The sequence below is a fragment of the Streptomyces cinerochromogenes genome, from assembly GCF_014648635.1.
GTDB classification, from domain to species: Bacteria; Actinomycetota; Actinomycetes; order Streptomycetales; family Streptomycetaceae; genus Streptomyces; species Streptomyces cinerochromogenes.
The window spans coordinates 136,714-163,145 of record NZ_BMRM01000020.1; the positions used below are offsets into that span (position 1 = coordinate 136,714).

The 26,432-nt window shown below is 72.3% G+C and carries 27 protein-coding genes; 15 read left to right on the top strand and 12 right to left on the bottom strand.

Annotation, left to right across the window (positions count from 1 at the left end; genetic code table 11):
- Positions 1 to 109: 109 nt before the first annotated feature.
- Complete coding sequence (locus IEZ20_RS32025; RefSeq protein ID WP_189305173.1) at positions 110 to 922, bottom strand: SDR family NAD(P)-dependent oxidoreductase; 813 nt, start codon at positions 920 to 922, stop codon at positions 110 to 112.
- A gap of 279 nt (positions 923 to 1,201) precedes the next feature.
- Here IEZ20_RS32025 and IEZ20_RS32030 point away from each other — a divergent pair, with 279 nt between their 5' ends.
- Positions 1,202 to 2,578: a chitinase gene (locus tag IEZ20_RS32030; protein ID WP_189305175.1), complete on the top strand. Its 1,377-nt coding sequence runs from the start codon at positions 1,202 to 1,204 to the stop codon at positions 2,576 to 2,578.
- 57 nt (positions 2,579 to 2,635) lie between these two features.
- On the opposite strand, the gene IEZ20_RS32035 is transcribed toward IEZ20_RS32030, so the two are convergent.
- The 4 genes from IEZ20_RS32035 to IEZ20_RS32050 all read right to left on the bottom strand — a co-directional run bounded on the left by IEZ20_RS32035 (position 2,636) and on the right by IEZ20_RS32050 (position 5,425).
- Positions 2,636 to 3,268, bottom strand: coding sequence for a DUF1697 domain-containing protein (locus tag IEZ20_RS32035; protein ID WP_189305178.1), 633 nt, complete (start codon positions 3,266 to 3,268; stop codon positions 2,636 to 2,638).
- Between the two features lie 124 nt (positions 3,269 to 3,392).
- Positions 3,393 to 4,061, bottom strand: coding sequence for an RES family NAD+ phosphorylase (locus IEZ20_RS32040; protein WP_189305180.1), 669 nt, complete (start codon positions 4,059 to 4,061; stop codon positions 3,393 to 3,395).
- Positions 4,061 to 4,744 carry a hypothetical protein gene (locus IEZ20_RS32045; RefSeq protein ID WP_189305182.1) on the bottom strand — a complete coding sequence of 228 codons (684 nt, stop codon included), beginning with the start codon at positions 4,742 to 4,744 and terminating at the stop codon, positions 4,061 to 4,063. The genes IEZ20_RS32040 and IEZ20_RS32045 overlap by 1 nt, the downstream gene beginning before the upstream one ends.
- Before the next feature lie 138 nt (positions 4,745 to 4,882).
- Positions 4,883 to 5,425, bottom strand: a complete 543-nt coding sequence (locus IEZ20_RS32050; protein ID WP_189305184.1) for a hypothetical protein — start codon at positions 5,423 to 5,425, stop codon at positions 4,883 to 4,885.
- A gap of 243 nt (positions 5,426 to 5,668) precedes the next feature.
- Here IEZ20_RS32050 and IEZ20_RS32055 point away from each other — a divergent pair, with 243 nt between their 5' ends.
- From IEZ20_RS32055 to IEZ20_RS32065, 3 genes are all read left to right on the top strand, one after another.
- A complete protein-coding gene (locus IEZ20_RS32055) occupies positions 5,669 to 6,028 on the top strand; it encodes a DUF6204 family protein (RefSeq protein ID WP_189305186.1) in 360 nt (119 codons plus the stop codon).
- Between the two features lie 118 nt (positions 6,029 to 6,146).
- On the top strand, positions 6,147 to 6,590 hold the full coding sequence (locus tag IEZ20_RS32060) for a MarR family winged helix-turn-helix transcriptional regulator (protein WP_189305189.1): 444 nt from the start codon (positions 6,147 to 6,149) through the stop codon (positions 6,588 to 6,590).
- 211 nt (positions 6,591 to 6,801) lie between these two features.
- Positions 6,802 to 8,313 (top strand): hypothetical protein, encoded by a 1,512-nt coding sequence (locus tag IEZ20_RS32065; protein WP_189305191.1) that lies wholly within the window; start codon positions 6,802 to 6,804, stop codon positions 8,311 to 8,313.
- A gap of 32 nt (positions 8,314 to 8,345) precedes the next feature.
- On the opposite strand, the gene IEZ20_RS32070 is transcribed toward IEZ20_RS32065, so the two are convergent.
- Positions 8,346 to 8,750, bottom strand: a complete 405-nt coding sequence (locus IEZ20_RS32070; protein ID WP_189305193.1) for a pyrophosphohydrolase domain-containing protein — start codon at positions 8,748 to 8,750, stop codon at positions 8,346 to 8,348.
- Positions 8,751 to 8,911: 161 nt separating this feature from the next.
- On the opposite strand from IEZ20_RS32070, the gene IEZ20_RS32075 reads away from it, so the two are divergent.
- Complete coding sequence (locus IEZ20_RS32075) at positions 8,912 to 9,910, top strand: TAXI family TRAP transporter solute-binding subunit (RefSeq protein WP_189305195.1); 999 nt, start codon at positions 8,912 to 8,914, stop codon at positions 9,908 to 9,910.
- A gap of 180 nt (positions 9,911 to 10,090) precedes the next feature.
- Here IEZ20_RS32075 and IEZ20_RS32080 read toward each other — a convergent pair whose 3' ends face one another.
- Positions 10,091 to 11,527: a sensor histidine kinase gene (locus tag IEZ20_RS32080; protein WP_189305197.1), complete on the bottom strand. Its 1,437-nt coding sequence runs from the start codon at positions 11,525 to 11,527 to the stop codon at positions 10,091 to 10,093.
- A 9-nt stretch (positions 11,528 to 11,536) separates the two neighbouring features.
- Positions 11,537 to 12,223, bottom strand: a complete 687-nt coding sequence (locus IEZ20_RS32085) for a response regulator transcription factor (protein WP_189305199.1) — start codon at positions 12,221 to 12,223, stop codon at positions 11,537 to 11,539.
- A gap of 294 nt (positions 12,224 to 12,517) precedes the next feature.
- Between IEZ20_RS32085 and IEZ20_RS32090 the strand changes: the two genes are divergently transcribed.
- The 8 genes from IEZ20_RS32090 (at position 12,518) to IEZ20_RS32120 (ending at position 19,128) form a co-directional block, all read left to right on the top strand.
- Complete coding sequence (locus IEZ20_RS32090) at positions 12,518 to 13,294, top strand: amino acid ABC transporter ATP-binding protein (protein ID WP_189305201.1); 777 nt, start codon at positions 12,518 to 12,520, stop codon at positions 13,292 to 13,294.
- Between the two features lie 115 nt (positions 13,295 to 13,409).
- A complete protein-coding gene (locus tag IEZ20_RS32095) occupies positions 13,410 to 14,246 on the top strand; it encodes a glutamate ABC transporter substrate-binding protein (RefSeq protein WP_189305203.1) in 837 nt (278 codons plus the stop codon).
- A 75-nt stretch (positions 14,247 to 14,321) separates the two neighbouring features.
- Positions 14,322 to 14,987 carry an amino acid ABC transporter permease gene (locus tag IEZ20_RS32100; protein ID WP_189305205.1) on the top strand — a complete coding sequence of 222 codons (666 nt, stop codon included), beginning with the start codon at positions 14,322 to 14,324 and terminating at the stop codon, positions 14,985 to 14,987.
- Positions 14,984 to 15,877: an amino acid ABC transporter permease gene (locus IEZ20_RS32105; protein WP_189305207.1), complete on the top strand. Its 894-nt coding sequence runs from the start codon at positions 14,984 to 14,986 to the stop codon at positions 15,875 to 15,877. The genes IEZ20_RS32100 and IEZ20_RS32105 overlap by 4 nt, the downstream gene beginning before the upstream one ends.
- A gap of 177 nt (positions 15,878 to 16,054) precedes the next feature.
- Positions 16,055 to 17,716: an FAD-dependent monooxygenase gene (locus IEZ20_RS32110; RefSeq protein ID WP_189305209.1), complete on the top strand. Its 1,662-nt coding sequence runs from the start codon at positions 16,055 to 16,057 to the stop codon at positions 17,714 to 17,716.
- A 272-nt stretch (positions 17,717 to 17,988) separates the two neighbouring features.
- Complete coding sequence (locus IEZ20_RS40820) at positions 17,989 to 18,060, top strand: putative leader peptide (RefSeq protein ID WP_309544753.1); 72 nt, start codon at positions 17,989 to 17,991, stop codon at positions 18,058 to 18,060.
- A gap of 70 nt (positions 18,061 to 18,130) precedes the next feature.
- Positions 18,131 to 18,676, top strand: a complete 546-nt coding sequence (locus IEZ20_RS32115; RefSeq protein ID WP_229896372.1) for a cupin domain-containing protein — start codon at positions 18,131 to 18,133, stop codon at positions 18,674 to 18,676.
- On the top strand, positions 18,673 to 19,128 hold the full coding sequence (locus IEZ20_RS32120; protein WP_373304008.1) for a rhodanese-like domain-containing protein: 456 nt from the start codon (positions 18,673 to 18,675) through the stop codon (positions 19,126 to 19,128). Before IEZ20_RS32115 ends, IEZ20_RS32120 begins: the two co-directional genes overlap by 4 nt.
- Positions 19,129 to 19,236: 108 nt before the next feature.
- On the opposite strand, the gene IEZ20_RS32125 is transcribed toward IEZ20_RS32120, so the two are convergent.
- The 3 genes from IEZ20_RS32125 to recA all read right to left on the bottom strand — a co-directional run bounded on the left by IEZ20_RS32125 (position 19,237) and on the right by recA (position 24,024).
- Positions 19,237 to 21,765, bottom strand: a complete 2,529-nt coding sequence (locus tag IEZ20_RS32125) for an ABC transporter permease (RefSeq protein ID WP_189305213.1) — start codon at positions 21,763 to 21,765, stop codon at positions 19,237 to 19,239.
- Positions 21,766 to 21,969: 204 nt separating this feature from the next.
- Positions 21,970 to 22,893, bottom strand: a complete 924-nt coding sequence (gene recX, locus IEZ20_RS32130; RefSeq protein ID WP_189305215.1) for a recombination regulator RecX — start codon at positions 22,891 to 22,893, stop codon at positions 21,970 to 21,972.
- A gap of 3 nt (positions 22,894 to 22,896) precedes the next feature.
- Positions 22,897 to 24,024, bottom strand: coding sequence for a recombinase RecA (recA, locus tag IEZ20_RS32135; RefSeq protein ID WP_189305217.1), 1,128 nt, complete (start codon positions 24,022 to 24,024; stop codon positions 22,897 to 22,899).
- 230 nt (positions 24,025 to 24,254) lie between these two features.
- Between recA and IEZ20_RS32140 the strand changes: the two genes are divergently transcribed.
- Positions 24,255 to 25,196 carry an aminoglycoside phosphotransferase family protein gene (locus tag IEZ20_RS32140; RefSeq protein ID WP_189305219.1) on the top strand — a complete coding sequence of 314 codons (942 nt, stop codon included), beginning with the start codon at positions 24,255 to 24,257 and terminating at the stop codon, positions 25,194 to 25,196.
- A 12-nt stretch (positions 25,197 to 25,208) separates the two neighbouring features.
- On the opposite strand, the gene IEZ20_RS32145 is transcribed toward IEZ20_RS32140, so the two are convergent.
- On the bottom strand, positions 25,209 to 25,745 hold the full coding sequence (locus IEZ20_RS32145; RefSeq protein WP_189305221.1) for a hypothetical protein: 537 nt from the start codon (positions 25,743 to 25,745) through the stop codon (positions 25,209 to 25,211).
- A gap of 143 nt (positions 25,746 to 25,888) precedes the next feature.
- Here IEZ20_RS32145 and IEZ20_RS32150 point away from each other — a divergent pair, with 143 nt between their 5' ends.
- A complete protein-coding gene (locus tag IEZ20_RS32150; protein WP_189305223.1) occupies positions 25,889 to 26,386 on the top strand; it encodes a hypothetical protein in 498 nt (165 codons plus the stop codon).
- Positions 26,387 to 26,432: the final 46 nt, after the last annotated feature.

Below are 26,432 nucleotides of genomic sequence, written 5' to 3' on the forward strand. Positions count from 1 at the left end.
GCCGCTGGACAGTAGGGCTGCCGTAGGGCTGAGGCGTCTGGGGCGGGGCTGGGGGCCCGGGAGACAGGGAGGGCCGACTGGCACCCGGGGGCCCGCCTCCGCCAGACCCCTAGGCCTCCCGCGGTGTGATCCGGAAGTCGAAGGCGAGGGTCCCGGGGTCCAGTGCGGTCGCACCGCCGTCGACGGTGAGCACGGCCCCGTTGACGTACGACGCCGCCGGCGACAGCAGCCAGCTGATCGCCTCGGCGACCTCGCGCGGTTCGCCCGGGCGTCCCTGGGGCAGCAGCCGGGTCGCCTCCTCGTAACCGGCCTCCACCCCGCCGCCCGGAAGCTCGGCCTCCTCGGCGAAGCGCGCCATGCGGCGGTCGGCCATCTCGGTCCGCACCCAGCCGGGGCACACGATGTTGGCCCGCACGCCCTGCCGCCCGTAGTCGACGGCGACGGAGCGGCACAGCTGGAGCAGGGCCGCCTTGGAGGTGGCGTACGGGGCGTTGCTCGTGCCGTTGCGGAGCGCGGACACCGAGGCGACCGCGACCACCGAGCCGGCGGACTCCAGCAGGTGCGGGATGGCGGCGCGGAGCAGGAGCAGCGGGCCGGTCAGGTTGGTCCGCATCACCTCGTCCCAGTCCCGCAGCGACATGTCGCCGACGGCTCCCCCGCGTCCGATGCCCGCGTTCAGCACCAGCCCGTCGAGCCGTCCGTACGCGGTCAGGGCGGCCTGGACGAGCCCCTCGGCCGCGTCGGGGTCGCCCACGTCGGACGGGTGTGCCAGCGCCCCCGTCTCCTGCGCGAGACGCTGCAGGGGCTCGGCCCGCCGCCCGGAGACGACCACATGGTGACCCGCCTCGCTCAGCAGCCGGGCGGTGGCCTGCCCGATGCCCGAGCCTCCGCCGGTCACGACGACAACCCGCTTGTCCTCCACCGCAGTTCAGGCCCTTTCCCCGAGATCGACCGGTCCGGCCGGATTGACGAGACCGCCTGGAACGCCAGGCGCCTTGAGCTTATTAGCCCACTGATCCACTGGTGACGACTTCCAGCCAGCGTCCGCGCCGGTCGCACGGGAGGCGTGCCGAACAGGGCCGCCGCATCCGCCAACGCCCTTCCCTCACTTCTTACTTCACACCTTGACGCAAGTGGTCTGGACCTCTAGCTTCTCGGGGCGACCACCCCACCACCCCCCACGAGAGGCGGGCCCCCACCCATGCCCCGAGCCAGATCCCTGCCCGTGTCCGCGTCCACCGCGCTCGCGGTCACCGCTCTCACCCTGTCCGCCGGCCTGTTCGCCGCCTCCCCCGCCCAGGCGGCCACCGGCACCATCACCGGCCTCGCCGGCAAGTGCCTCGACGTCGCCGGCGCCGACTCCGCGGACGGCACGCCCGTACAGCTCTACGACTGCAACGGCACCGCCGCCCAGCAGTGGACCGTCGGCAGCGACGGCACGATCCGCGCCCTCGGCAAGTGCCTGGACGTCACCGGCAACTCGACCGCCGACGGCGCCAAGGCACAGCTGTGGACGTGCACCGGCGGCGCCAACCAGAAGTGGACCGTCACCGCCGCCCACGACATCGTCAACCCGCAGGCCGACAAGTGCCTGGACGTCACCGGCAACACCTCCGCCAACGGCACCCGTACACAGATCTGGAGCTGCACCGGCGCCGCCAACCAGAAGTGGAACGCGCCCGCGGCCGGCGGCGGCACCACCCCTTCCGCGCCGATGGCCGTGGCGCCGTACCTCTACAACGGCTGGGGCAGCCCGCCCAGCCCCACCACGATCACCCGGGCGACCGGCGTGAAGTGGTTCACCCTGGCCTTCGTGCTCAGCAACGGCTACTGCACCCCCCAGTGGGACGGCAGCCGTCCGCTGACCGGCGGGGTGGACCAGCAGACCGTCGACACCGTGCGGGCGAACGGCGGTGACGTCATCCCGTCCTTCGGCGGCTACAGCGGCAACAAACTGGAGAGTTCCTGCTCCAGCGCCGGCGAACTCGCCGCCGCCTACCAGAAGGTCGTCAACGCCTACGGCCTGAAGGCGATCGACATCGACCTGGAGGCCGACGCCTACAGCAACGGCACCGTCCAGCAGCGCACGGTCGACGCGCTGAAGACCGTGAAGGCGAACAACCCGGGGCTGAAGGTGTACATCACCATCGGCACCGGGCAGAGCGGGCCCGACACCAGCCTCATCAACCGGGCCGCCGCCTCCGGGCTGACCGTCGACGCCTGGGCCGTCATGCCGTTCGACTTCGGCGGCGCCGGACAGAACATGGGCAACCTGACCGTGCAGGCGGCCGAGGGCCTGAAGAACGCGCTGAAGGCCGCGTACCACTACAGCGACGACCAGGCTTACCGGGACATGGGCATCTCCTCCATGAACGGCATCACCGACCAGAACGAGACCGTCACGGTGGCCGACTTCCGCACCATCCTCGGCTACGCCCAGCAGCACCACCTGGCCCGGCTGACGTTCTGGTCCGCCAACCGGGACCGCCCCTGCACCGGCGGCCCCGCCGACAGCTGCTCCGGCGTCGGCCAGTCCGACTGGGACTACACCCGCGTCTTCGCCGCCTACACCGGCTGACGCCACCGGGCTCGGGCTCGGCAGCACACCGTTCACCCGCGGCCCGCCCGGCCCGGCTCAGTCCCCGGTGGCCAGCTGGTGCAGGGCGGTGACCGTCTTCCAGTTGCGGGTCGTGGCCCGCATGCCGAGGCGGCGCTCGATGAAGGAATTGTTGAGCTTGGTCCTGCCGTAGCCGTCGGGGACGTGCAGGTGGATCTCGTCGCCGACCAGGGTGAACACGCCGGTCTCGCCGGCCGGCACCTCCAGGCGGGCGGCCTGCTCGGCGGTCGGTGCCTCGGCGAGGAAGGTGACGTGCAGCTTGGCCGGGTCGTCCTCGCGGTCCAGGTACGGGTTGGCGGCGAGGGTACGGGCCAGGGAGTCGCACGAGCGCAGCAGGACCGTGACGGACACACCGAGGTCGTCGGCGATCCGCTGCTCGATGCGCGCGGCGAGTTCCGCGGGGCGGGGCTGCCGGGCGCCCGTGGTGCCGGAAGCACCGGGAGTGCCGGAGACGCCGGGAGTGCCGGAGGAACCGGGGGTGCCGGAGGAACCGGGGGTGCCGGGGATGCCGAACACCACGTTCCCGCTCTGCAGGTAGGTCTGTACGGCTTCGAACCCCATGTCGGCGAACAGGGCGCGGAGGTCCTTCATCGCGATCCTCGCGCTGCCGCCGACGTTGACCCCGCGCAGCAGCGCGATGTGCTTCGTCATGGCCCCAACCTCTCATGCGCAGCACACCGGCACTCATGCGGAGCCGCGCCGGCCACTCATGCGGAACCGCGCCGGCCTCTCCCCGCGGAACGCGCCCGCCTCCCCGTCCGGAGCGGTTCCGGGATCACGGCCACTGGGGCTCGGCGATCCTCGCCGACAGCGGTGCGAGGAGTTCGTCGGCCCGTTCCCGGCCCTCCTCGGAGCCGAGGTCGGGGATGCCGCGGTCGGGCAGTACCTCCAGCGGGGGACCGTCCGGGCCCACGCAGCGGTCGTGGTACAGCACCATGGCGTGCTCGGACCGGTTGCGCCGCGACTCCCAGACCAGCCCCATGGCGTCGGAGGCCTGCGCTCTGATCTCGCTCGACCAGCGCCGCGCCCGCGCGTAGTTGCTCTCGTCCTCCAGGAGCGCGGCGTCCTGGCACACGGCGGCCAGGTCCGCGCCGCTGACCAGGGAGACCAGGATCAGGTCGGAGCGGGTGCGCAGACAGCTCAGCGAGCGCTGCCAGACGGCGCGGTAGGGGATCGTACGCTCGCCCGGTGCCTCGAAGGGGCGGGAGCGGAGCACGCTCTCAGCGAGCGCCGTCAACGCCGACTCCGCCATGTACAGGCTGTGGTACTGGTCCAGCACCGTGCCGTCGAAGCGGCCCCCGTGGAAGTGGATGTCCGCGAGTCTGGGATTGAACTCGTCCGGCGCGTACCGGGTGAGGTGCACCCGCCACAGCTCCGTACCCGCCGGGATCACCCGGCGGTTGGGACGCAGTTTCAGGTCGATCATCGGGAAGAAGCCGGCCATCACTCCCCCTCCGCCAGTTCACGGGCCGCGCCGACCAGCCGGTGGTCCGGGAGCCGGCCGAGCAGCGCCGCGGGGGTGCCGCCCAGCCAGGTGTTGCCGCTGAACCACCAGGCCGCCGCGCCCCAGGGGTCGATGTCCGCGAGCAGCAGCCGGTTGACCTCCAGGACGACCCCGTGCGGGGTGCCGCCGCCCGGGCCGAACTGGAACTCCGGGTAACGGTCGCCGTCCTCCGGGCCGCGCAGGCGGATCAGTTCGGCAGGCGGCGTGCCGCCGCAGCGCTCCCGCGCCTCGGCGTCCGACAGGGCCGGTTCGCCGAGCAGCCGCTGCTGCTCGGGGTCCGGGTGGTACGACGGTCCCCGCGCCGGGGACGGAAGGCTGAACCAGGCCATCAGCTCCCGCGCACCGGCCACGGTCCCCGGCCCGGGCGGCGTCACCGCGATGCGCGGAGAGTCCAGTTCCCGGCGTACCGGGTGGCCCGACGGCAGCTCCAGCAGCACCAGCCTGACGGCCTGGAGTGCCCTGCGGACCGCCCTGTCGTCCTCCGGCGCCGTCCCGGCGAGCGCCGTCAGCCGGGCCAGCAGCACCGCGTGCCGGTCGTCGCCCAGCGCCTGACGGATGGTGTCGCGGTGTTCGCCGATCAGGGCGAGCAACCGGTCCGCCGACCCCGCACCCTGCTCGTTCACCCCGTCCTCCCCTCTGCGTTCGCCGTCGTCACCGTCGTCACCGCCGCCGCGCCACTCGCGGTCCCCACCGAGACGGGCATCACCGTCACTATGCCGGGCCCTGGCGCGCGGGACGGCAGGTTCCCGCGTCCGGCCTCCTCATCGCCCGGAATCCGCCCCGAACCCGCCCAGTTCGGAGCGCATCTCGCGCCGCATCCGCCGGAGCCTGCCCCACAGTTCGTCGATGCTCTCCCGCACGGCGGCCGGTGAGTCCCCGGCGCGCGGGACACCGTCGTCCAGGCGCCGGACCATGCCGTAGACCATCCCTAGGTCGTGGCTGAGGCCGCCCGCGAGGTCGAGTACGCGGTCGGGCATCCGCAGCTGGGCCTCGGCGTACACGTCCCGGTACTGGTCGCGCGCCTCCGTGAGCCGCTGCCGTACGGTCCGCACCTCCTCGTCCCGGCCCAGCGCGTGCACCTGGTCGGTGAGCGCGGCCAGGTACTGGCGGGCGGAGGTGTTCAGGGCGACGTAGCACGCGCGCAGCTCCTGGGCGTGCCGGCGACGCTCCCGCGCCCCCTCGGCGCGCTCCTGCTCACGCCGGCGGCTGCGGTCGGCCGCGCGCTGGGTCAGCAGCGCGGACAGCAGCGTCCCGACGACCCCGACGACCGCGACCAAGGGCGCGGTCGCGTCCCCGACGTCCACACCGCCTCCGATCCCGGTGGTTCCTCACGCCGTCGTCTCCCGCTCTCGGCTCCCGCTCTCCACTGCGCTCTCAGCACCCGCCCCCGGCTCCCGCCATCAGGGAACCAGCGCCCCCGACCCGCGTGAACAGCCGACCCGAACCTCGCCCGGTGTTCGCCCGGCCGACGACCAGACCGCACCCGTACCGGACGGCCGCCGCAAAACCGCTGGAGGGCCGGCCCTCCCTGTGCCTAAGGTCGCCGAATGAGTACGCGAACCTTCCGCATCACCGTCCGCGGCGTCTTCGACGCCCTCACCGACACCCAGCGCGCCGCCCTGCTGGCCGACGCCGCCGAACACGACGTCCTGCGGGCCGCCTTCACTCCGGAGGGCACCCTCACCTACGACATCGCCGCCCGGCCCGCCTTCGCCTTCCGCTTCTCCGCGACGGGTGAGAAGGAGGAGGACATCCTGGAGGCGACGGAGCGTGCCGAGGAGACGGCGAAGGCCTGGCTCACCGAGCGCGGCTACGGCTTCAAGCACCTGCGGGCCACGGCCGAGGACCTCTCCCAGGCCCCTCTGGGCAAGCGACAGCGCCGCGCCGCCCGCACGACGGGCCGATGAAGCACCCCATAAGCTTGAGTGGTCAAGGAGTAGTGAAGGACCCTGCAAGTGACAGGAGAGAGATCCTGCGAGCGACAGGAGAGGCGAGACGTGGCAACAGGTGCCGAGGAGACGGGCCATGAGTGAGGCTCTGGACACGGCGCTACGGCTCGTCCGGGCCCAGACAGCGCTCGTACGACGCTTCGACGCCCGGCTGAGCGGGCTGCACGGCGTCAGCCTCGCCGACTTCACCCTGCTGCTCCGGCTGGGGCAGGCGCCCGGCGGCCGGATGCGCCGGGTCGACCTCGCCGAAGCACTGGGGCTGACCGCCTCCGGGGTCACGCGCGGCCTGGCTCCGCTGGAGCGGATCGGGCTGGTGACCCGGGAGCCGGACGCCCGGGACGCGCGCGTGGCGTACGCGGCGCTGACCGCGACGGGCCGGCAGCGGCTGACGGAGATGCTGGCGACGGCGGAGGAGACCGCCGCGGAGATCTTCGCCGGCCCGGCGTGGCCCGCGGCGGACATCGCCGGTCTCGCGGATCTGCTGACGCGCCTCGGCGGTACGGGTCTGTCCGGACGCTGAGTCCGCCCCTGCCGCGTACGCACACCCGGCCTCAACTCCTCGTGGCAGAGGTCACGTTGAGGTGTGGCCGGAATGTGCGCGACCTGTGCACGGAGGGTGGCATGCTCATGCTCGTCACCGAGTTACCGGCCGGTTCTACCCGCGAGTAGAGGTCTTGCCGGTGCCTCTCTGCCACCCCCCACTCCACACAGGACCCACCTTGCACAGACGCATGAGGCACAGGCGCGCCCTGCTGCCCGCCTTCGCCGTGACCTCTCTGTTCCTCGCCGCGGCCTGCTCCTCGTCCGCGCCGTCGGCCGCGGACGGGCCGGCCTCCGGAACGGGGCAGCAGGTCCGGGCCGCCGAGCAGCCCGCCGCCGGCACGGACCACTCGCTCACCGTCGCCGCCGCTCCCACCGCCGCCGCGACCGCCACCGCCACGGCGGGCCCCGGCCGCTCCGGGCATCGGGCCCACAAGACCTCGCTCACCGTCAGCTCGTACGACGGCCGCACCCGGCGTGCCGTCATCGCCGACAAGCCCAGCGGGAAGGACGGTTCACCCGTCTCACCCGCTCCGTCCACCGGCTCGCCCGGCCCGTCCGCCCGCTCATCCGGCCCGTCCACCGGCTCGCCCGCTCCTTCCGCCAGTGCCGCCGCCCCTTCCGCCGGCTCCTCCGCCGCACCGCGCCGGGCCGCCGTCGGCGACGTGATCGCCAGCGCGCCCGCGCCGGGGGCACCGCACGGACTGCTCGCCAAGGTCACCAAGGTGATCGGCGAGACGCACGGCGGCACGGAGGTGCAGACCGAACCGGCCACCCTCAACTCGCTGCTGGGCGACGCCACGGCCAAGGGCGACGTGCCCGTCGACCCGTCGTCCTTCACCGTCGACAAGCTGCTGCCCGATGTCCGGGTCTCCTGGGCGAAGACCGGTGACGTGCACGCCGGGCCCAAGGGCGCGACGGTGCCGCTCGGCAGCCTCCGGCTCGACGTCGGCACCGAGGTGCCCACCGCCAAGGACGCCCCCGCGTCCGCCACCGCCTCCGTGCACGGCTTCGTCCAGGTCGCCCCGCAGGTCGACTTCGCCTACGGCGGCGCCGGGACCGACGCACCGCCCGGATCGGCGTACCTCGGTGTGTCCGGTGACTGGAGCTCCGGCTGGGCCGTCAAGGGGCGGGCCGCGGCGGCCACCGGCACCCCGCTGCGCGTCCCCTTCGCCAAGCTGCACGCCGACCCCGTCCTGCAGGTCGGCCCGGTCCCCGTCGTCGTCAACCTCGACCTGACCTGCTACGTCCAGATCAGTGCCGACGGCCGGGTGACCGTCGATGTCGAGCAGAGCCTGAAGGGCGACTTCAAGGCGGGCGGCACCTTCGGCGCGGCCCGGGGCTGGACGCCGGTCAGCTCCTCGCACATGAACAGCACCCCCGTACACGCCTCCGTCACCGCCGCCGGGGACGTGAAGACGGCGCTCGGCGCCGAGGCCACGGTCGGCCTCTACGGCACCGTCGGCGTCACCGCCGACCTCGCCCCGTATCTGCGCGGCGAGGCATCCGGCACGCTCACCGCGGCCTCCGACCGCAGCGAGCCGAAGGCGACGGGCACCTGGGCCGTCTACGGCGGCGTGGACCTGTCCGGCACCCTGCGCCTCCAGCTGTCGGTCTTCGGTACCCCGGTCGTCCAGCGGAGCATCCCGCTGGGCGCCCTGCACCGCGAGTGGAAGCTGACGGGCGGTTCACTCTCCTCCTAGGCCCCGCCGAGTAGCCAGCCCTGCCGGCCCTCCTAGGCCCCGCCGGGTATCCAGCCCTGCCGGCGCAGTACGGCCGAGACGTCCGGCGCCCGGTAGTGCTCCCCCTTGAGCACCTTGCCGTCGGCCCGGCGGGCGACCTCCCCGTCCGGGCCGATCTTGCTCATGTTGGCGCGGTGGATCTCGGCGATCACCTCGTCGAGGTCGATGCCGTGCACCAGGGCCGTGCCGTAGGCGACGTACACGACGTCGGCCAGCTCGTGCGCGAGCCGGTCCAGCGGGCCCTCCACCGCGACCTCGGCGACCTCCGCGGCCTCCTCCGCGAGCAGTTCGCCCCGGTGGGCGGCCAGCTTCGGGTCCACCTCCGTCGGCGTGGTGCGGGCGTCGAGACCGAAGGCATGGTGGAACTCACGGACGAGGCGGGCGGGCGAAGTGGTCATGCGGCGACTCTAACGGCCGCCACTGACAACGCCCGCCGCCCGCGGACGGGGCCCGGCAGCCGCCTGCCCGGCCCCCGGACGGGCCCCCTCCGCAGCCGCTTCCCCACCACGAGTGACCCCGGCCCTGGTCAGCGCCGCACGTCGCCTGGCAGGATCGCCGCATGTCCAAGGTGTTCCCCCGGCTCGGCAGGCGCCGAGCGCTGCAGGGCGCGGTCGTCGGCGCCGTGGCCCTCGGGCTGCTGCTGTGGTGGCTGCTGCCCCTGGGCGAGAAGCCGCCGAGCGGGACGATCGTGTTCAGCACCGGCACGCCCCGCGGGGTCTACCAGGAGTACGGCGAGCGGCTGCGCACCGAGTTGGGCAAGGACATGCCGGGTCTGAAGGTGAAGCTGCTCAACAGCGCCGGTTCCCAGGAGAACGTCCAGCGGGTGGCGACCGGGCAGGCCGACTTCACCATCGCGGCGGCCGACGCGGTGGCGACCTACGAGCAGCGGCACGGCAGCGGCTCCGGCCGGCTGCGCGGCGTGGCCCGCCTCTACGACGACTACGTGCACCTCGTGGTGCCCCGCGACTCGGACATCAGGACCGTCGCCGACCTGCGGCACAAGCGGGTGGCGACCGGGCTGCCCGACTCCGGCGTGCGGTTGATAGCCGAGCGGGTGCTGCGGTCCGTCGGCATCGATCCGCGCAAGGACATCACGCCGGTGGCCGACGGCATCGACACCGGGCCCGCGCAGCTGCGCGAGGGGAGGATCGACGCCTTCTTCTGGTCCGGCGGACTGCCCACGAAGGGGTTGGTCGCGCTGGCGCAGAAGCGTGCCTTCCGCTTCGTGCCGATCGACGACACCCTCGTCGCCCGGCTGCACAGTCAGGGCGAGGGGGCGCGCTACTACCGGGTCACCAACATCCCCGAGTCGGCCTACCCGAACGTTCAGCAGGGTGTGCAGGTCCCGACGATCGCCGTGTCCAACGTGCTGATGACCCGTACGGACGTCGATCCCCGGCTGACCGAATGGGTGACCCGTACGGTGATCAAGAGCCGCGACGGCATCGGCGCCCACGTCCACTCCGCCCAACTGGTCGATCTCCGCACCGCCATCTACACCGACCCGCTGCCCCTCCAGGAGGGCGCCCGCCGCTACTACCGGTCGGTGAAGCCGTAGGGGACCGTCCCTGGGCGCAAGCCGACAGCGAAGACAGAGGGCCACAGCCACAGCCACAGCCACAGCCACAGCCACAGCCACGCAACCACGGCGGCTTCGCCCGCGGTCTCCCCGCCCGAGCCGGCACGCCCCTACGGCACGAGGCCCCTCGCCTCCGTCGCCGCCCGTCTCCGCACGCCCCTACCGCGCGCCGCCGGCGCCCGCGGTCTCCCCGCCCGTCTCCCCGTGCCGCGGCACCCTGACCGTCACCCGGAGTCCTCGTGGCTCGTGGTGGGCGTAGTCGATCGAGCCGCCGCCCGCCGCGAGCAGGGCGCGGCTGATGGACAGGCCGAGGCCCGAGCCCTTCACGTTCTGGTGCCGGCCGCTGCGCCAGAAACGGTCGCCCACGCGCGCGAGTTCCTCGTCGGTGAGTCCGGGGCCGGTGTCCGTGACCACGACCGTGGTGGAGTCGCCGTCCAGGCGGACGGCGACCTCGACGGTGCCGCCCGCGGGGGTGAACTTCACGGCGTTGTCGATGACCGCGTCCAGGGCGCTGGACAGGGCGATCGGGTCGGCCCAGGCGGTGGTCGGCGGACAGTCGCCGGTCAGCCGGGCCCCCTTGGCCTGGGCGGCCGGTGCCCACGCGGCCACCCGTTCCTCGGCCAGCGCGCCGATGTCGGTCAGCTGGAGGTCGGCCTCGGCGTGCTCGGCCAGCGCCAGGTCGAGCAGGTCGTCCAGGACCTGCGCGAGGCGCTTGCCCTCGGTGCGGACCGAGGCTATCTCCTCGTTGCCCTCCGGGAGTTCGAGGGCGAGCAGTTCGATGCGCAGCAGCAGCGCCGCGAGCGGGTTGCGCAACTGGTGCGAGGCGTCGGCGACGAAGGCGCGCTGCTGCTCCAGCACGGCCTCGACGTTGTCCGCCATCTCGTTGAACGAACGGGCCAGCCGTCTGAGTTCCGGCGGCCCGCCGCCGACCGCGACCCGGGACTTCAGACGTCCGGTGGCGATGTCATGGGTGGTGGCGTCCAGGATCCGTACCGGTCTGAGCACCCACCCGGTCAGCCTCAGCGCCGCGCCGACGGCGAGCAGCATGGCCGCGATCTCGCCGGCCCCGATGAACAGCCAGCCGCGCAGGATCCGCGACCGCAGCTGCCCGGTGGGCGAGTCGGTGACCACCACCGCGACGACGTCCCCGTCCCGGATCACCGGCGAGGCGACGACGAGCCGGCTGCGCTGCCAGGGCCACACCTGCCGCGGGTCGTGGCTGCGCCGGCTGAGCAGCGCCTCGTCGAACGCCCGGCGGACCTCACCCGTCTGCGGTACGAGCCAGTGGTCGGGCGCGTTGGCCATCGCGGAGCCGTTGCGGTAGAAGACGCCCGCGCGGATGCCGTAGACGCCGTAGTAGCTCTCCAGTTCGCTGCGCAGGCTCTCCCGGCGCTCGTCCGTGCTGGTGCGGCGGGAGCCGCCGGGTGCGTCGGTGACGAACTGGGCGAGCGCCGCGAAGCGTGCCGTGTCGTCGATGCGGTCGACGACGACGCGCTGCTGCTGGGCGGCGGCCACGCTGCCGGCGAGCGGAATGCCCAGCGCGAGCAGGACGGCTGCCAGCAGGACGATGAGCAGCGGGAGGAGGCGTGTGCGCACCCGTCCCCGCTAGGCGGCCGGGGCGACGAGCCGGTAGCCGACGCCGCGTACGGTCTCGATCAGCGCGGGCATGCGCAGTTTGGCGCGCAGGGAGGCGACGTGCACCTCCAGGGTGCGGCCGGTCCCCTCCCAACTGGTGCGCCAGACCTCGCTGATGATCTGTTCCCGGCGGAAGACCACCCCGGGCCGCTGGGCGAGCAGCGCGAGCAGGTCGAACTCCTTGCGGGTCAGCTGGACCGCGGCGCCGTCCACGCTGACCTGCCGGGTGGGCAGTTCGATCCGGACGGACCCCAGGAGCAGGGCGCTCTCGCTGCCGGTCGCCGGGTCCTCGTGGGCGGTGCGCCGGCTGACGGCGTGGATCCGGGCGAGCAGCTCCCCGGTGTCGTACGGCTTGACGACGTAGTCGTCCGCGCCCAGGTTGAGTCCGTGGATGCGGGAGCGGACGTCGGCGCGGGCCGTGACCATGATCACCGGGGTGCTGGTGCGTTTGCGGATCTTGCCGCAGACCTCGTAGCCGTCCTGGTCGGGCAGGCCGAGGTCGAGCAGGACGACACCGAAACCGGCGGCCTCGGGGACGAGCGCCTGGAGGGCCTCCTCGCCGCTGCGCGCGTGGGTGACCTGGAAGCCGTGCCGCGCGAGGACGGCCGACAGGGCCGCCGCGACGTGGTTGTCGTCCTCGACGAGGAGCAGTCTCAACCCGGCCCCCTCCGGTTCAGTGGTCGTACGGTCTCGGTTTTCGTCGGTCGTGTAGATCACGCACACGCGTGTGCACCATGGCAGTGACGCTGATGGATAAGGACGGCGTCAAGGGGGTTCCGGTTGCCCGCCGCTTCCGTTACCCGGCCGATATACGCACAGGCCGCAAGTGCTACGACATGTGTCCGATAGCTATCGGATCGTGATGCTCAGATCTCCCTCAGATGTGATGACGCAGGTCACAGCCCCTCACTACTGTCCTCGGAAACCCGAGGAGGACGGAGCCTGAGAGCGATGACCAAAGTAACGGTGGCCAAGGAGGACGCGGCCACGTCCGACGAACTGGTCGTCCTGAAGAGCGTCAACAAGCACTTCGGCGCGTTGCACGTGCTCCAGGACATCGACCTGACGATCGCCCGCGGCGAGGTCGTCGTGGTCATCGGGCCCTCCGGGTCCGGAAAGTCGACGCTGTGCCGCACCATCAACCGTCTGGAGACGATCGACTCCGGCACGATCGCGATCGACGGCAAGCCGCTGCCGCACGAGGGCCGCGAGCTGGCCCGGCTGCGGGCGGACGTCGGGATGGTGTTCCAGTCGTTCAACCTCTTCGCGCACAAGACCGTGCTCGACAACGTGATGCTGGGTCAGGTCAAGGTCCGCAAGGCGGACAAGAAGCAGGCCGAGGAGAAGGCCCGGGCCCTGCTGGACCGGGTCGGCGTGGGCGCGCAGGCCGACAAGTACCCCGCCCAGCTGTCCGGCGGCCAGCAGCAGCGCGTCGCGATCGCGCGGGCGCTGGCGATGGGCCCGAAGGTCATGCTGTTCGACGAGCCGACCTCGGCCCTCGACCCCGAGATGATCAACGAGGTCCTGGAGGTCATGCAGCAGCTCGCGCGCGAGGGCATGACGATGATCGTGGTCACCCACGAGATGGGCTTCGCACGCTCTGCGGCGAACCGTGTGGTCTTCATGGCGGACGGGCGGATCGTTGAACAATCCTCGCCCGACCAGTTCTTCAGCAACCCGCGCAGTGACCGGGCCAAGGACTTCCTGTCCAAGATCCTGCACCACTGACGCCACCGCTCCGGCCGACCGCACGCACCGCACGCACCGCCCGGCCGCCCGCACCGCCGGACCGCGCCATCCGCGTCCCAGGGACTCGTTCCTCACCACTCAGAAGGATGTTCACATGAAGCTCCGCAAGGTCACCGCCGCCTCGGCCGTCCTCCTCGCCCTCTCCGTGAGCGCCACCGCGTGCGGCGGCGACAAGAAGGACGACGGCGGCTCGTCCGGCGGTGGCAAGAAGATCGCCATCGGCATCAAGTACGACCAGCCGGGCCTCGGCCAGAAGACCCCGCAGGGCTACGCGGGCTTCGACGTGGACGTGGCCACCTACGTCGCCAAGAAGCTCGGTTACAGCGCCGACCAGATCGAGTGGAAGGAGTCGAAGAGCGCCGACCGCGAGACCATGCTGCAGCGCGGTGACGTCGACTTCATCGCCGCCACCTACTCGATCACCCCGGAGCGTCAGCAGAAGGTCGACTTCGCCGGCCCGTACCTGCTGGCCCACCAGGACGTGCTGATCCGCGCGGACGACAACACCATCAAGTCGCCGGCGGACCTGAACAAGAAGAAGCTGTGCTCGGTGACCGGCTCGACGTCGGCGCAGAACGTCAAGGACAGGCTGGCCCCCAAGGCGCAGCTGCAGCAGTACCCGACGTACTCGGCGTGTCTGACCGGTCTGCAGAGCAAGGCGATCGACGCGCTGACCACGGACGACTCGATCCTCGCCGGTTACGCCTCCCAGTCGCAGTTCAAGGGCAAGTTCAAGCTCGGCGCCTTCAAGATGACCAACGAGAACTACGGCATCGGCATCAAGAAGGGCAGCGACCTCAAGGCCAAGATCAACAAGGCCCTGGAGGAGATGGTCGCCGACGGTTCCTGGCAGAAGGCCGTGGACAAGAACCTCGGTCCGGCCGGCTACAAGAACGAGCCCGCTCCGAAGATCGGTGACATCAAGAGCTGAGGCAATGCCCTGTGGGTGCGCCGTCCGTGAGGCCGGCGCACCCGGGCATCCCTACACGCGGAAGCGCGGGAGATCGTGTTCGACTTTCTTGACAAGTACGACGTGCTGGGAGCCTTCTGGACGACGGTGCAGCTCACGCTGCTGTCCGCCGTGGGCTCCCTGATCTGGGGCACCCTGCTGGCCGCCATGCGGGTGGGCCCGGTGCCGCTGATGCGCGGGTTCGGCACCGCGTACGTGAACATCGTGCGGAACATCCCGCTCACGGTGATCATCCTGTTCGCCGCGCTCGGGCTGAAGGACACGCTGGGCATCAGCCTGGGCTCGGACGTGGTCGACACGAGCAACTTCCGGCTGTCCGTGCTCGGTCTGACCGTCTACACGTCGGCCTTCGTCTGCGAGGCGATCCGCGCCGGCATCAACACGGTTCCGGTCGGCCAGGCGGAGGCGGCCCGGGCCATCGGCCTCAGCTTCACGCAGGTGCTCGGCCTGGTCGTGCTGCCGCAGGCCTTCCGCGCGGCCGTCGGCCCGCTGACCAACGTGCTGATCGCGTTGACGAAGAACACGACCGTGGCGGCGGCGATCGGCGTGGCGGAAGCGGCACTCCTGATGAAGGAGATGGTGGAGAACGAGGCGCAACTGCTGCTGATCTCCGCGATCATCGCCTTCGGGTTCTGCTGTCTGACCCTGCCGACCGGTCTGATCCTCGGCTGGGTGGGCAAGAAGGTGGCGGTGAAGCGATGAGCTCGGTCCTGTACGACGCCCAGGGCCCCCGGGCCAAGCGGCGCAACATCCTCTACACGGCGGGCTTCCTCGTCGTCCTCGCGGCCGTCCTGTGGTGGGTGTACAAGGCCCTGGACGACAAGGGCCAGCTGGAGTGGGCGCTCTGGAAGCCCTTCTTCAGCGGCACCGAGGCCTACTCGACGTACATCTGGCCGGGTCTGCAGAACACCCTGAAGGCCGCGGCCCTGTCCATGGTCATCGCCCTCCCCCTGGGCGCCGTCCTCGGCATCGCCCGCCTCTCGGACCACGCGTGGATACGCGTCCCGGTCGCGATGGTCGTGGAGTTCTTCCGCGCCATCCCGGTGCTGGTCCTGATGATCTTCGGGCTCGCGCTGTTCGCCGAGTACACCGACGTCAGTTCGGACGACCGTCCCCTGTACGCGGTCGTCACCGGCCTGGTGCTGTACAACGCGTCGGTGCTCGCGGAGATCGTCCGCGCGGGCATCCTCGCCCTGCCGCAGGGCCAGTCCGAGGCGGCCATGGCGATCGGGCTGCGCAAGAACCAGGTGATGCGGCTCATCCTGCTGCCGCAGTCGGTCACCGCGATGCTCCCGGCGATCGTCAGCCAGCTGGTCGTGATCGTGAAGGACACCGCACTCGGCGGCGCGGTCCTCACCTTCCCGGAGCTGCTCGCCTCGGCCAACACGATGAGCGGCTACTACGGCGCCAACACCATCGCCTCCTTCACGGTCGTCGCCGTGATCTTCGTGCTGATCAACTTCTCGCTGACCTCGTTCGCGAGCTGGCTGGAGGGCCGGCTGCGGCGCCGCAAGAAGTCGACCGGTGCGGTGCTCGGAGTCCAGGACACCGCGGACATCGCGGGCGCCGCGGGAACCGGAACCGCCGCCTGACGCCCGGTCAGACCCGAATGCACCACCCGGAGGCAGTGGCATGATCGCCACTGCCTCCGGTCGCTTGACGCAAACTCCGCCAATGGGTTGCATACGTTGTGTGATCGTGCACCCCGCTCCACCTTCCTGTTCACTTGTCTCCGTCAGGGCATCGTCACGGGCAGGGGGCGCCGCGTCATGGACCCGGTGATCATCGTCGGAGCGGGGCCCGTCGGACTCACGCTCGCGCTGGCCCTGGCCCGGCAGGAGGTGCCCACCGTCGTCCTGGACGAGGGACCCGGCAAGGACGAACCCCGCCCGGCACGCACCGTGGTCCTGCGCGAGGACACGGCCGCTCTGCTGGAACGGCTGACCGGGGTCCCCCTCAGTGCGCACGGCATGCGCTGGACCGGATGGCGGTCCCTGCGGCGCAGGCAGGTGATGAGCGAGATCGCCTTCACCGCCGACGACCCCGCCCCGCTGCACATCGCCCAGCACCTCCTCACCGGGTTCCTGCGCGCGGCCGTCGCGGCGCAGCCCCTGGTCCGGCTGGTGGTGGACGGCCGCGTGGACGCGATCGAGCAGGAGCGTTCCGGCGTCACCGCGCACACCCGTGGCGCCCAGGGCACCTGGTGGCGCGGCAGTTACCTGGTCGGCTGCGACGGTCCCCGCTCGACCGTGCGCAAACTCCAGGACATCCGCTTCCCCGGCCGTACGGCGGTGGAGCGGCACGCCGTCGCCGCGCTGCGCACGGAACTTCCGTGGGAGGGTCGGGCGTTGCTCCATCGGATGCCGCCGTGGCGGTCGTCCGGGCCCTCGGCCGGGGAGGTGACCGCCCGCCCCCTCCCGGACGGCGTGTGGCGCCTGGACTGGCTGCTGCCGCAGGGCAAGGACCTGGTCACGCCCGAGGTCCTGCTCTCCCTGGTCCGCGAGACCCTCGCGGGCTGGTCGGACGGCACCGCACCGGCGTACGACCTGCTCGACACCGGTGTCCACACGGTGCACCACCGGCTGGCCCGACGGTGGCGCAACGGCCGGGTCTTCCTCGCCGGGGACGCGGCGCACCTGCTCGGCGCGCTCGGCACCCAGGGTCTCGACGAAGGGCTCCGGGACGCCGACAACCTCGCCTGGAAGCTGGGCACCGCCTGGCACCACGGCCCGCACGAGGCCCTGCTGGACAGCTACCAGACCGAGCGGCGCGCGGTGGTCGCCGCCCGGCTGCGCATCGCCGACCAGGTGCTGCCGGCGCTGCGCGGCGCGGGCGCGCTGCGCCACATCGTGCCCGGCGCGGCCCGTAGCCACGACACAGTGTTCACCGACGGTCATCTGGGACGCGGTCCGCTGGGCGCGCCCGGCAGATACGGCGACTCGCCGCTCACGCCCCGGCATCTGGAGGGGGTCATCCCGGTCGACACCGCGCCCGGGGCTCCGGTCACCGACGTCCGGGTCACGGCGGAGGACGGTTCCTTCGTCCGGTTGCACGACCGGTTCGGCCGCGGTGCGCTGCTCGTCGTGCTGATCGCACCCGGTACGGGTGTCTGGGAGCGCAAGCACTGGATGTCCGCGGGGGTGATGCCCCGGCTCGCGGCGGCCGTGTCCGCGCTGCCGCACCCCGCCGAGCTGCTGGTCGCCGAGAGCTACCCGGGTGCGCCGGCGCACAGCGTGCTGCTCGTACGCCCCGACGGCCACCTGGTCGCCGCGCTGAGCGGCGTCCGTCCGGCCGAGCTGTACGCGGCGGCCGAGGCCACGCTGGGCGGCGCGGAGCGGGCGGGACAGGAACAGGAGCGGGAGCAGACGCAGGAGCAGAAGCAGCCGAAGGAGGAGCAGGGGGCGGCGCGAGCCGGTTCGGGCGCACGCTGACCGCGCGCCGGAGCGTGCATTCAGGGCACGTCACCACTTGATTCGACACGCGCCGACCGCGCGCCGACCGGGCGCCCGGACAGCGACTTCGTCGGCGGCGTGGTGCCCTGGGGACACCCGGGCGCCGACTCCCCCGAGGTCCGCCGAGCCTGCGCGCGGAGACGCCCGGCGCGCGCCGGAACGTACCCCTCCGCACCCTCCGTCCGCAGAGTGACACTCGGTTGACCGGAGTACGGCAGCATGCTGTACTCCGGATCGTGACCGACACCTGTGTGCGCCTGTGGCGGAGGGTCCACATGGACCTCGTCCGCTACGCGGGCTGCGTGTGTCGCCCGTCCTGCTGATTCGCATCCCCTCTTCTTTCCGGGCGCCGTCGCGCGCCCGTTTCCGCGAACCTTCCTCAGGACGGTGCACGTGTCTGTCCCCTCCCCTTCCCTGCCCTCGTCCGCGTCCCGGGCAGCCGGTACGGCACCCACCCAGGCGGACCTCCTCGACTTCGTCCGGCGAACGGCGGCCGACGCCGAGCTGATCGCCTCCCTGCCGCTCGATCCCGAGGGCCGTACCTGGGTACGGCTGGACGGCCCCGGCGGCAGCGAGGCCTGGCTGATCGGCTGGCCGCCCGGCTCCGGCACCGGCTGGCACGACCACGCCGACTCGGTCGGCGCCTTCCTCACCGCCTCGGGCGACCTCACGGAGTACTCCCTCGCCGCGCGGCTGCCCACCGACGGCTGGAAGACCCTGGAACTCACCGAGGGCGTGGACCGCCTACGCCGGTTGCCCGCCGGACAGGGCCGCGCCTTCGGCCGTCACCATGTGCACGAGGTACTCAACGAGTCCCGCGACCGACACGCGATCTCGGTCCACGCCTACTATCCGCCGCTGCCCCGCATCCGCCGTTACAGTCGCTCGGGCCAGGTGCTGCGCCTGGAGCAGGTCGAACGCCCGGAGGACTGGCAGTGAGCGGCACGAGCGAGCGGTCGGCGGTGGCCGAGGTGACCGACGAGAGCGCCGTGGGTGAAGCACCCCTCGGCATCGACGCGCTGCTGGAACGGGTCCGCGCGGGATACCGGCGCATCGAGGCACGTGAGGCGCATGAGGAGGCCCGGTCCGGTGAGGCCTTGCTGGTCGACATCCGGTACGCGGCCCTGCGTGAGCGAGACGGGCTCATCCCGGGCGCGGTCGTGGTCGAGCGCAACGAACTGGAATGGCGCCTCGATCCCCAGGGCAGCCACCGCCTCCCCGAGGCCACCGGACACGACCTGCGTGTCGTGGTGATCTGCAACGAGGGCTACGCCTCCAGCCTCGCCGCCGCCTCCCTCCACCAACTGGGCCTGCACCGGGCGACGGACCTGGTCGGCGGCTTCCAGGCCTGGCGCGCGGAGGGACTGCCGGTGACACCGGTGACGTCCTGAACGAGGGGTGCGGTGTGACGTCCTGAACGAGGGGTGCGGTGTGACGTCCTGAACGAGGGGGCGGCGTGCCCGCCGACGACGGCGCCGGTGCTGCTCCGGCGCCGTCTCCTACTCCTTCGCCGTCGCGACCGTCACCGCCCGCACCCGCAGCGCCGCCCGCCCCGGTACGGCACTGGCCACGAGCACGAGGAGGCCGGCGACGGCGACCACGCCGAGGTAGAGCAGCGGGGCGACCGTCGGTGCGGCCCGGCCCGTCATGCCGACGCTGAACGCGGAGAGCACCGCCAGGGCGATGCCGCTGCCGAGCGCAGTGGCGAGGAGCAGAACGGACAGCACCTCGGTGCGCAGCATGCGCAGCACCTGACGGCGGGTCGCGCCGGCGAGACGCAGCAACGCGAACTCCCGGACACGCTCGGCGACCGACATGGCGAGCGTGTTGACGACGGCGATGGCGGTGAAGGCCAGCACGAGGCCCATGGCGAGGTAGTTGACCTCGGCGTTCGTCTGCTGCCGGTCGGCCTGGAGGGCGTCGGCGGCAGCCGGCGAAAGAATGCGCAACCCCGGGAACTCACGCAGCGTAGTCGCGAGTTGTATCTGTGTGCGGGTCGTGCTGACGAGGGCGGAGGAGGCGAGCGGGTTGTCGACGTGGTGGGCCACGAGGTCGTGGGCGAAGGTGAGGTCGCCGAAGCCGAGACCCCTGGCGTAGACGGCGGCGACGGTGAGCGTGGCGGGCGTGCCGTCGCCGAGTGTGAGTTTCAGGGTGCTGCCGGGCTTCAGATGCTGTTGGTCCGCGGCCAGTTCGCTGACGGCGACGGTCCCGGGGCCGAGCCGGGCGAGGGAGCCGGCGGTGACCTGCGGGTCCCAGGTGCGGGTCAGTCCGGCGGGGGTGACGCCCTGTGCGGGGTACTTGTCGAGGCCGACGCGGACGGTCGTGCGGACCACCTCGGTGACGGTGTCGTGCTGAGCGCGCAGTCGTTCGGCTGCCTCGCCGGGCACGCCGGGCCCCTGGGCGGCGACGACCCAGTCAGCCCGGACACCTTCGCGGACCTGGGTGCGGGCCGCATTCCCGAGGGTGTCCTGGACGAAGAGGACGGTGCAGGTCATGCCGACGAGCAGGGTGAGGGGGGTGACCACTGAGGCCATGCGGGCGGCGTTGCCGCGCAGGTTGGCGGTGGCGAGCCTGCCACCGTGGCCGGTGAGCCGCAGCGGGCCGGCGAGCAGCAGCGCGGCGGCCCTGACCAGGATGGGGCCGAGCAGAGCGACGGAGGTGGACAGGACGACGACGGCGAGGAACGTCACGGGTGTCGAGGCGGGCTCGGTACGCAGGGAGGCGAGGACGACGACGAGGACGGCTCCGCCGGCCAGGAGCAGCAGCCCGCCGGCGATCCGGCCCCAGGCGGGCCGGGTGCGTTCGGTCCTGGCCTCGGCCAGGGCCTCGACCGGCCGGATCCGGGCGATCCTGCGGGAGGCGATCCGGGCCGCCGCCCAGGCGCCGAGCAGGGTGGCGGCGAGAGCGGCCAGCGGCGGGAAGACACCAACGGTGTGTTCGAGCGTGTCGGGTACGGCGCCGAGGGCGACGAACCGGGAGTGCAGCCAGCCGCCCAGCGGCAGCCCGAGCAGTGCGCCGGCGGTGCCCGCCGCCGCGCCGACGATCAGCGCCTCCCGGCCGAGCAGCCCGCGGATCTGCCCGGGCGTGGCGGCGATCGCCCGGAGCAGGGCCAGTTCACGATGGCGCTGCTGGACGGTGAGCGTGAAGGTACCGACGACCACGAGCACCGCCACCAGCAGCGAGGTGCCGCCCATGGCACCGCCCATGCTGACCAGCCGGGTGCGGGCGGCAGCGGCGTCCAGGAACTCGACGGGGCCGCGGGCGTCGCCGGTGCTCACCTGGGCCGTGGTGCCGTACAGCGCCCGCGCCACGGCCCGGCGCACCTGCTCGGGGTCCGTCCCCTTGGCCGGCAGCACCCCGAACGCGCTGACCTGACCGGGGTGGCCGGCCAGCCGTCGGGCCTCCGCGGCGGAGAAGAACAGGGATGTCTGGTGGCGCACGGCGGTGGCCGGGGTGGCGATACCGGTGATCCGGTAGTCGCGCGGGGCCTGCGTGGACTGCACGGTGAGCCGGTCGCCGGGCCGCAGCCGGGCCCGCGTGGCGAGGCCGTCGTCGATCACGAGGTCCCCCGGGGCCTCGGGGGCACGGCCGGCGGTCAGCCGGTAAGGGGTCAGCGCGGCGGAGTCCCAGGCATGGCCGTAGGCGGTACGGCCGCCGGTGCCGGCCGGGGTCAACGGCTGGGCGGGGAAAGTGAGTTCGGGGACGACCCGGGCCACGCCGGGGGTGCGGTCGAGTGATCCGCGCAGCCGCTCGGAAAGCCAGGCGCGTTCGGCGATGGGTTTCGCCTTGTGCTTGACCTTGGTCTTGCCCTTCTTGTGCTTGACGGTGGTGCGGTGCACGTACTGGTCGGCGGAGACCACGACGGGAGCGGCGGCGAAGCGCTCGGTACGGATGGTGCCGCGCAGGCCGGTGTCGAGGAGGGTGCCGCACGCGGTGATCAGAGCCGCCGCGCACATCAGGGCGAGGAAGGCACCGAGAAAACCCGCCTTGCGGGCGCGGACTGTCTGCAGGGCGTAACGCAGCATCATGGGGACGGGCTCTCTTCGGTTGTACGCGTCGGCTGTGGCGTGCGCTGGGCGCGCGTACAGACTCGCCGGTGCGGGGCGCGAGGAGCACTGCGGTGGCCCGGCGTCTTGCGCCGGGGGCATGCCGCCCGCCGGGGGCGGGGGTTAACCTCACCCGACGCCGGTTCACACCGGTCGGACCCGGGAGAGCCGTACCCGGTGACCGCGTCAGAAGTCCCCGTCCCCGAGGAACTCCGTGTCCTCGCCCTCCTCTTCCAGGGCCTGGCGGACGACGCGGAGGGCCATGCCCTCGGAGTAGCCCTTGCGGGCGAGCATGCCCGCGAGCCGGCGGAGCCGCTTGTCGCGGTCGAGGCCGCGGGTGGCGCGCAGCTTGCGGGCGACGAGTTCGCGGGCGGTCGCCTCCTCCTGCTCGGAGTCGAGCTGGGCGACGGCGTCCTCGATCAGCGCCGAGTCGACGCCCTTGGTCCGCAGTTCCCGGGCGAGTGCGCGGCGGGCGAGACCCCGGCCGTGATGCCGGGACTCCACCCAGGCGTCCGCGAAGGCGCCGTCGTCGATGAGCCCGACTTCTTCGAACCGGTTCAGCACCTCGTCGGCGACGTCCTCCGGGATCTCCCGCTTGCGCAGGGCGTCCGCGAGTTGTTTGCGGGTGCGCGGGGTCCCGGTGAGCAGGCGCAGGCAGATCGCCCGGGCCCGCTCAGCCGGGTCCCCTGAAGACTCCCCCCGCTCGTCCCTCGCCGAGGAGGGGGCGCCTTCGTCCTGGTCGGTCGCGTCCCCGAAGCCGCGCCGACGACGGCCGCGCCCCCGGCCACCGCCTCGCGCGCCACCGTCCCGCGCGCCGCCGGGTCCGCCGAAGCCGCGGCCGCGGCCGCCGGACGAACCGCCCCCGTGCGGCTCACCGCCCGCGCCGCCGTCGTCCTCGTCCCCGCCGGTTCCGCGGTACGCGTCCTGCCCGCCATGGCCGTGCGTGTCCCACTCGCGGTACTCACCCTGCCCCCGGTACCGGTCGTACCCGTCGTCCCGGTGTCCGTCGGCACCGTCCGGGGCGGAGTCCGGGTAGCCCCCGGTGCCCCTCCCCCGTGGGGCACCGGGGGTGGCGTACTCGTACTCGGCCCAGTCGGTTCGTCGTGTCACGGGTCAGCTCTTGGCTGCGGCGGCCTTGGGCTTGGTGGCCTTGGCGGCTGCCGGGGCGGGCACCGACTTGGCGGCGTCGTCGGCCGCGGTGCTGACCGCAGCGTCGGCGCCCGGCTCGACGGCGGGCTCCTCCGGCCGGACCCCCACGCCCAGCTTCTCCTTGATCTTCTTCTCGATCTCGTTGGCCAGGTCGGGGTTGTCCTTGAGGAAGTTGCGCGCGTTCTCCTTGCCCTGGCCGAGCTGGTCGCCCTCGTACGTGTACCAGGCACCGGCCTTGCGCACGAAGCCGTGCTCCACGCCCATGTCGATCAGACCGCCCTCGCGGCTGATGCCCTGGCCGTAGAGGATGTCGAACTCGGCCTGCTTGAAGGGCGGCGCGACCTTGTTCTTGACGACCTTGCAGCGGGTGCGGTTGCCGACCGCCTCCGTGCCGTCCTTCAGGGTTTCGATGCGGCGGATGTCGATGCGCACCGAGGCGTAGAACTTGAGCGCCCGGCCACCGGTCGTGGTCTCCGGGGAGCCGAACATCACGCCGATCTTCTCGCGGAGCTGGTTGATGAAGATCGCGGTGGTCTTGGACTGGTTGAGCGCGCTGGTGATCTTCCGGAGCGCCTGGCTCATCAGGCGGGCCTGGAGACCGACGTGGCTGTCGCCCATCTCGCCCTCGATCTCCGCGCGCGGCACGAGGGCGGCGACGGAGTCGATGACGATGAGGTCGAGGGCACCGGAGCGGACCAGCATGTCCACGATCTCCAGGGCCTGCTCACCGTTGTCGGGCTGGGAGAGGATCAGGTTGTCGATGTCGACGCCGAGCTTGCGCGCGTACTCGGGGTCGAGGGCGTGCTCGGCGTCCACGAAGGCGACCTGGCCGCCGGCCTTCTGCGCGTTCGCCACGGCGTGCAGGGTCAGGGTCGTCTTACCGGAGGACTCCGGTCCGTAGATCTCCACGACACGGCCGCGCGGCAGGCCACCGACGCCGAGGGCGACGTCGAGCGCGGTCGATCCGGTCGGGATGACCTCGATGGGCTCCTTCGACCGCTCGCCCATGCGCATGACCGCGCCCTTGCCGAATTGCCGTTCAATCTGCGCGAGCGCGGCGTCGAGCGCCTTCTCGCGGTCGGTTCCTGCCATGGGTTCCACCCGGTTTGCTTGAGTCGATCGCTTCACGTCAAAGACGCTAACGCCTGCCACTGACAATGCGCCCCGACGCAGGCCCAGCCTGTGGATAACCAGGGGACATATACCCGCGAATCGGGAGAAAGCCCCCAACCGATGGCCTCGCCTGAGCCCCCATAAGAATGGATGTTCGATTTTTGTGTCAAGCGCACCACGCGGCCGCCGGCCGACTACCGTGGCTCCGCATGACCCCTGCCGAGACCGAGATCACCGCCGACCTGGTCCGGGATCTCCTGCGCGACCATCATCCGGACCTGGCCGGGCTCCCCCTGGAACTCGGCGCCCGCGGCTGGGACAACCAGCTGTGGCGGCTCGGGGACGACCTCGCCGTCCGGCTGCCCTGGGCGACGCCGTCCGCGGACGCACTGCTGCGCAAGGAGCACGAGTGGCTCCCGGCCCTCGCCCCGCGTCTCCCCTTGCCGGTCCCCGTCCCGCAGCGCCTCAGCGAACCCTCCGAGCGGTTTCCGCGCCCCTGGCTGGTCACCACCTGGGTGCCGGGAACGCCCGCCGACCGTGCCCCCGCCACGCGCGCCGCGGAGGCGGCGGACACGCTGGCCGCCTTCCTGACCGCGCTTCACCGCCCCGCCCCCGACGGGGCGCCGGCCGGCCGCGACCGTGGCGGTCCGCTGGCCGGCCATGCCGAGGGGTTCGCGCAGCAGCTGGCCTCGGCCGCCGGGCTGGGGCTGGTCCCCGATCCGGGCGCCGTCCGCGCGGTCTGGGAGGACGCCGTCGCCGCGCCCGGCTGGACGGGGCCGGCCCTGTGGCTCCACGGCGATCTGCACCCGGCCAACGTCCTCACCGCGGACGGCACCTTCTGCGGGGTGATCGACTTCGGCGACCTCTTCGCGGGCGATCCGGCCTGCGACCTGGCCGCCGCGTGGCTCCTGCTGCCGGACGGCGCCGTCGACCGCTTCCACGAGGCCTACCGACCGGCCCCCGACCCGGCGACCCTTCGCCGCGCCCGTGGCTGGGCGGTGCTGAAGGCCCTCGCCTGCGTCCACATCGGAGAGGCAGGCGTCCAGGGCCGCCCGGGCGGCAAGCGCACCTGGGGTCCGCCCGCCCACGCCGCGCTGCGACGCCTCACCGCGACGGTCCGCCATCCCGGCTCCCCGGCGTCGGAGAAGTGACCGCGGGGCCCGTCAGTCCTGGTCCGCGCAGGCCAGCGCCTTGGTGATCAGACGGGTGGCGAAGTCCTGGTCGCCGGTGACCCGGTTGATGTGCTCCGCGAGCAGGAAGGCGGTGACTTCCAGGGGGTTCATCTCGCCCTTGGTCCAGTCTCCGTACTGCCTGCGCCACAGGCCGGGGCTCAGGTCGAGGCCTGCCGCGATGACCAGGCCGGCCATGATGGGGATGGCCTCGGGACGGACGCTCTTGGGCATCATGCGCATCGTGGCCACGAGGTTGGGCACCACGTACTCGATCACGTCCTTGTCGTGGTCCTCGTACGCCATCCGCAGCCACCTCATGTACATGTAGATGAGCGTGCACGCGCCGTCCAGCAGGTCCTGGACTCCCTCGGGGCCCAAGGACGCCGCGAACTGGTCGATCAACTGCTGCTGCTCGGGGTCGGTCTCGGTCCTGCCGTCGTAGACGACCCTGAGCCGGGAGTCGATCACCATGAGGGCCGCACCCACATCGCCGACGGGGGCGTACCGGGGGTCGCAGGGGGATGACACAGGCTTCCTCCTTGGGTGACCGCGGAACGTGACGCGGCATGTACGTACGGTAGACCGCCGGTCGGACGGGGGTCCGGCGAATCCCGATGGAGGGGCTTTGCTCGGTTCGGCCGCGCAGGAAGCCTCCGTAAGGTATGGCGGAGATGAACGACGACAACCGGTTGCTCGCCCTGCTGCACGCGCTCGACCGGCTGCCCGCACCGCACCACCTGGAGCACCCCGACGGCTTCGACCACCCCGGGGCCCGGCTTCGCGCGACCAGGCTGCGGGACCGGCTGACCCGGGATCTCGGGAGCCCCTGCCGGCTCGACGAGGGCATCCAGGACGCCAGTTTCTCGTTCTGCGTCGACGTCCCGGCCGAAGCGGTGGAAGCCTGGGTGCCGCTCTCCGTGCGGCTGAGCAACTACGGCGACCTGGCGGCGGTCACCACCGAGGCGCCGGACGGCCACGACGACCTGGACGACGCCGTCCGTGACGGAGCCCTGTCCGAGGCGGACCGCGTCCGCATCACCACCGCCCTGTCCGACCTCGGCTACCGGCTGGTCCCGCAACGGCTGCTCCACCGGCCCTACGACGGTGCGACCTGGCTCGCGCGCGAGGACCAGGCGACCTGGTGGACCCGCTTCTTCGACCACCTCTGAGAGCGACGCCGGCGGTGCGGCGGCGGAGGCCGCGGCGATGGAGGCC

Excerpts from the sequence above, each read along its gene's own strand:
- IEZ20_RS32070 (WP_189305193.1), bottom strand. The coding sequence starts at position 8,750 with ATGACCACTTCGCCCGCCCGCCTCGTCCGTGAGTTCCACCATGCCTTC.
- IEZ20_RS32055 (WP_189305186.1), top strand. The coding sequence starts at position 5,669 with ATGAGTACGCGAACCTTCCGCATCACCGTCCGCGGCGTCTTCGACGCC.
- IEZ20_RS32040 (WP_189305180.1), bottom strand. The coding sequence starts at position 4,061 with ATGGCCGGCTTCTTCCCGATGATCGACCTGAAACTGCGTCCCAACCGC.
- IEZ20_RS32150 (WP_189305223.1), top strand. The coding sequence starts at position 25,889 with ATGAACGACGACAACCGGTTGCTCGCCCTGCTGCACGCGCTCGACCGG.
- IEZ20_RS32065 (WP_189305191.1), top strand. The coding sequence starts at position 6,802 with ATGAGGCACAGGCGCGCCCTGCTGCCCGCCTTCGCCGTGACCTCTCTG.
- IEZ20_RS32105 (WP_189305207.1), top strand. The coding sequence starts at position 14,984 with ATGAGCTCGGTCCTGTACGACGCCCAGGGCCCCCGGGCCAAGCGGCGC.
- IEZ20_RS32095 (WP_189305203.1), top strand. The coding sequence starts at position 13,410 with ATGAAGCTCCGCAAGGTCACCGCCGCCTCGGCCGTCCTCCTCGCCCTC.
- IEZ20_RS32075 (WP_189305195.1), top strand. The coding sequence starts at position 8,912 with ATGTCCAAGGTGTTCCCCCGGCTCGGCAGGCGCCGAGCGCTGCAGGGC.
- IEZ20_RS32060 (WP_189305189.1), top strand. The coding sequence starts at position 6,147 with ATGAGTGAGGCTCTGGACACGGCGCTACGGCTCGTCCGGGCCCAGACA.
- IEZ20_RS32140 (WP_189305219.1), top strand. The coding sequence starts at position 24,255 with ATGACCCCTGCCGAGACCGAGATCACCGCCGACCTGGTCCGGGATCTC.
- IEZ20_RS32035 (WP_189305178.1), bottom strand. The coding sequence starts at position 3,268 with ATGACGAAGCACATCGCGCTGCTGCGCGGGGTCAACGTCGGCGGCAGC.
- recA (WP_189305217.1), bottom strand. The coding sequence starts at position 24,024 with ATGGCAGGAACCGACCGCGAGAAGGCGCTCGACGCCGCGCTCGCGCAG.
- IEZ20_RS32030 (WP_189305175.1), top strand. The coding sequence starts at position 1,202 with ATGCCCCGAGCCAGATCCCTGCCCGTGTCCGCGTCCACCGCGCTCGCG.
- IEZ20_RS32110 (WP_189305209.1), top strand. The coding sequence starts at position 16,055 with ATGGACCCGGTGATCATCGTCGGAGCGGGGCCCGTCGGACTCACGCTC.
- IEZ20_RS32125 (WP_189305213.1), bottom strand. The coding sequence starts at position 21,765 with ATGATGCTGCGTTACGCCCTGCAGACAGTCCGCGCCCGCAAGGCGGGT.
- IEZ20_RS32090 (WP_189305201.1), top strand. The coding sequence starts at position 12,518 with ATGACCAAAGTAACGGTGGCCAAGGAGGACGCGGCCACGTCCGACGAA.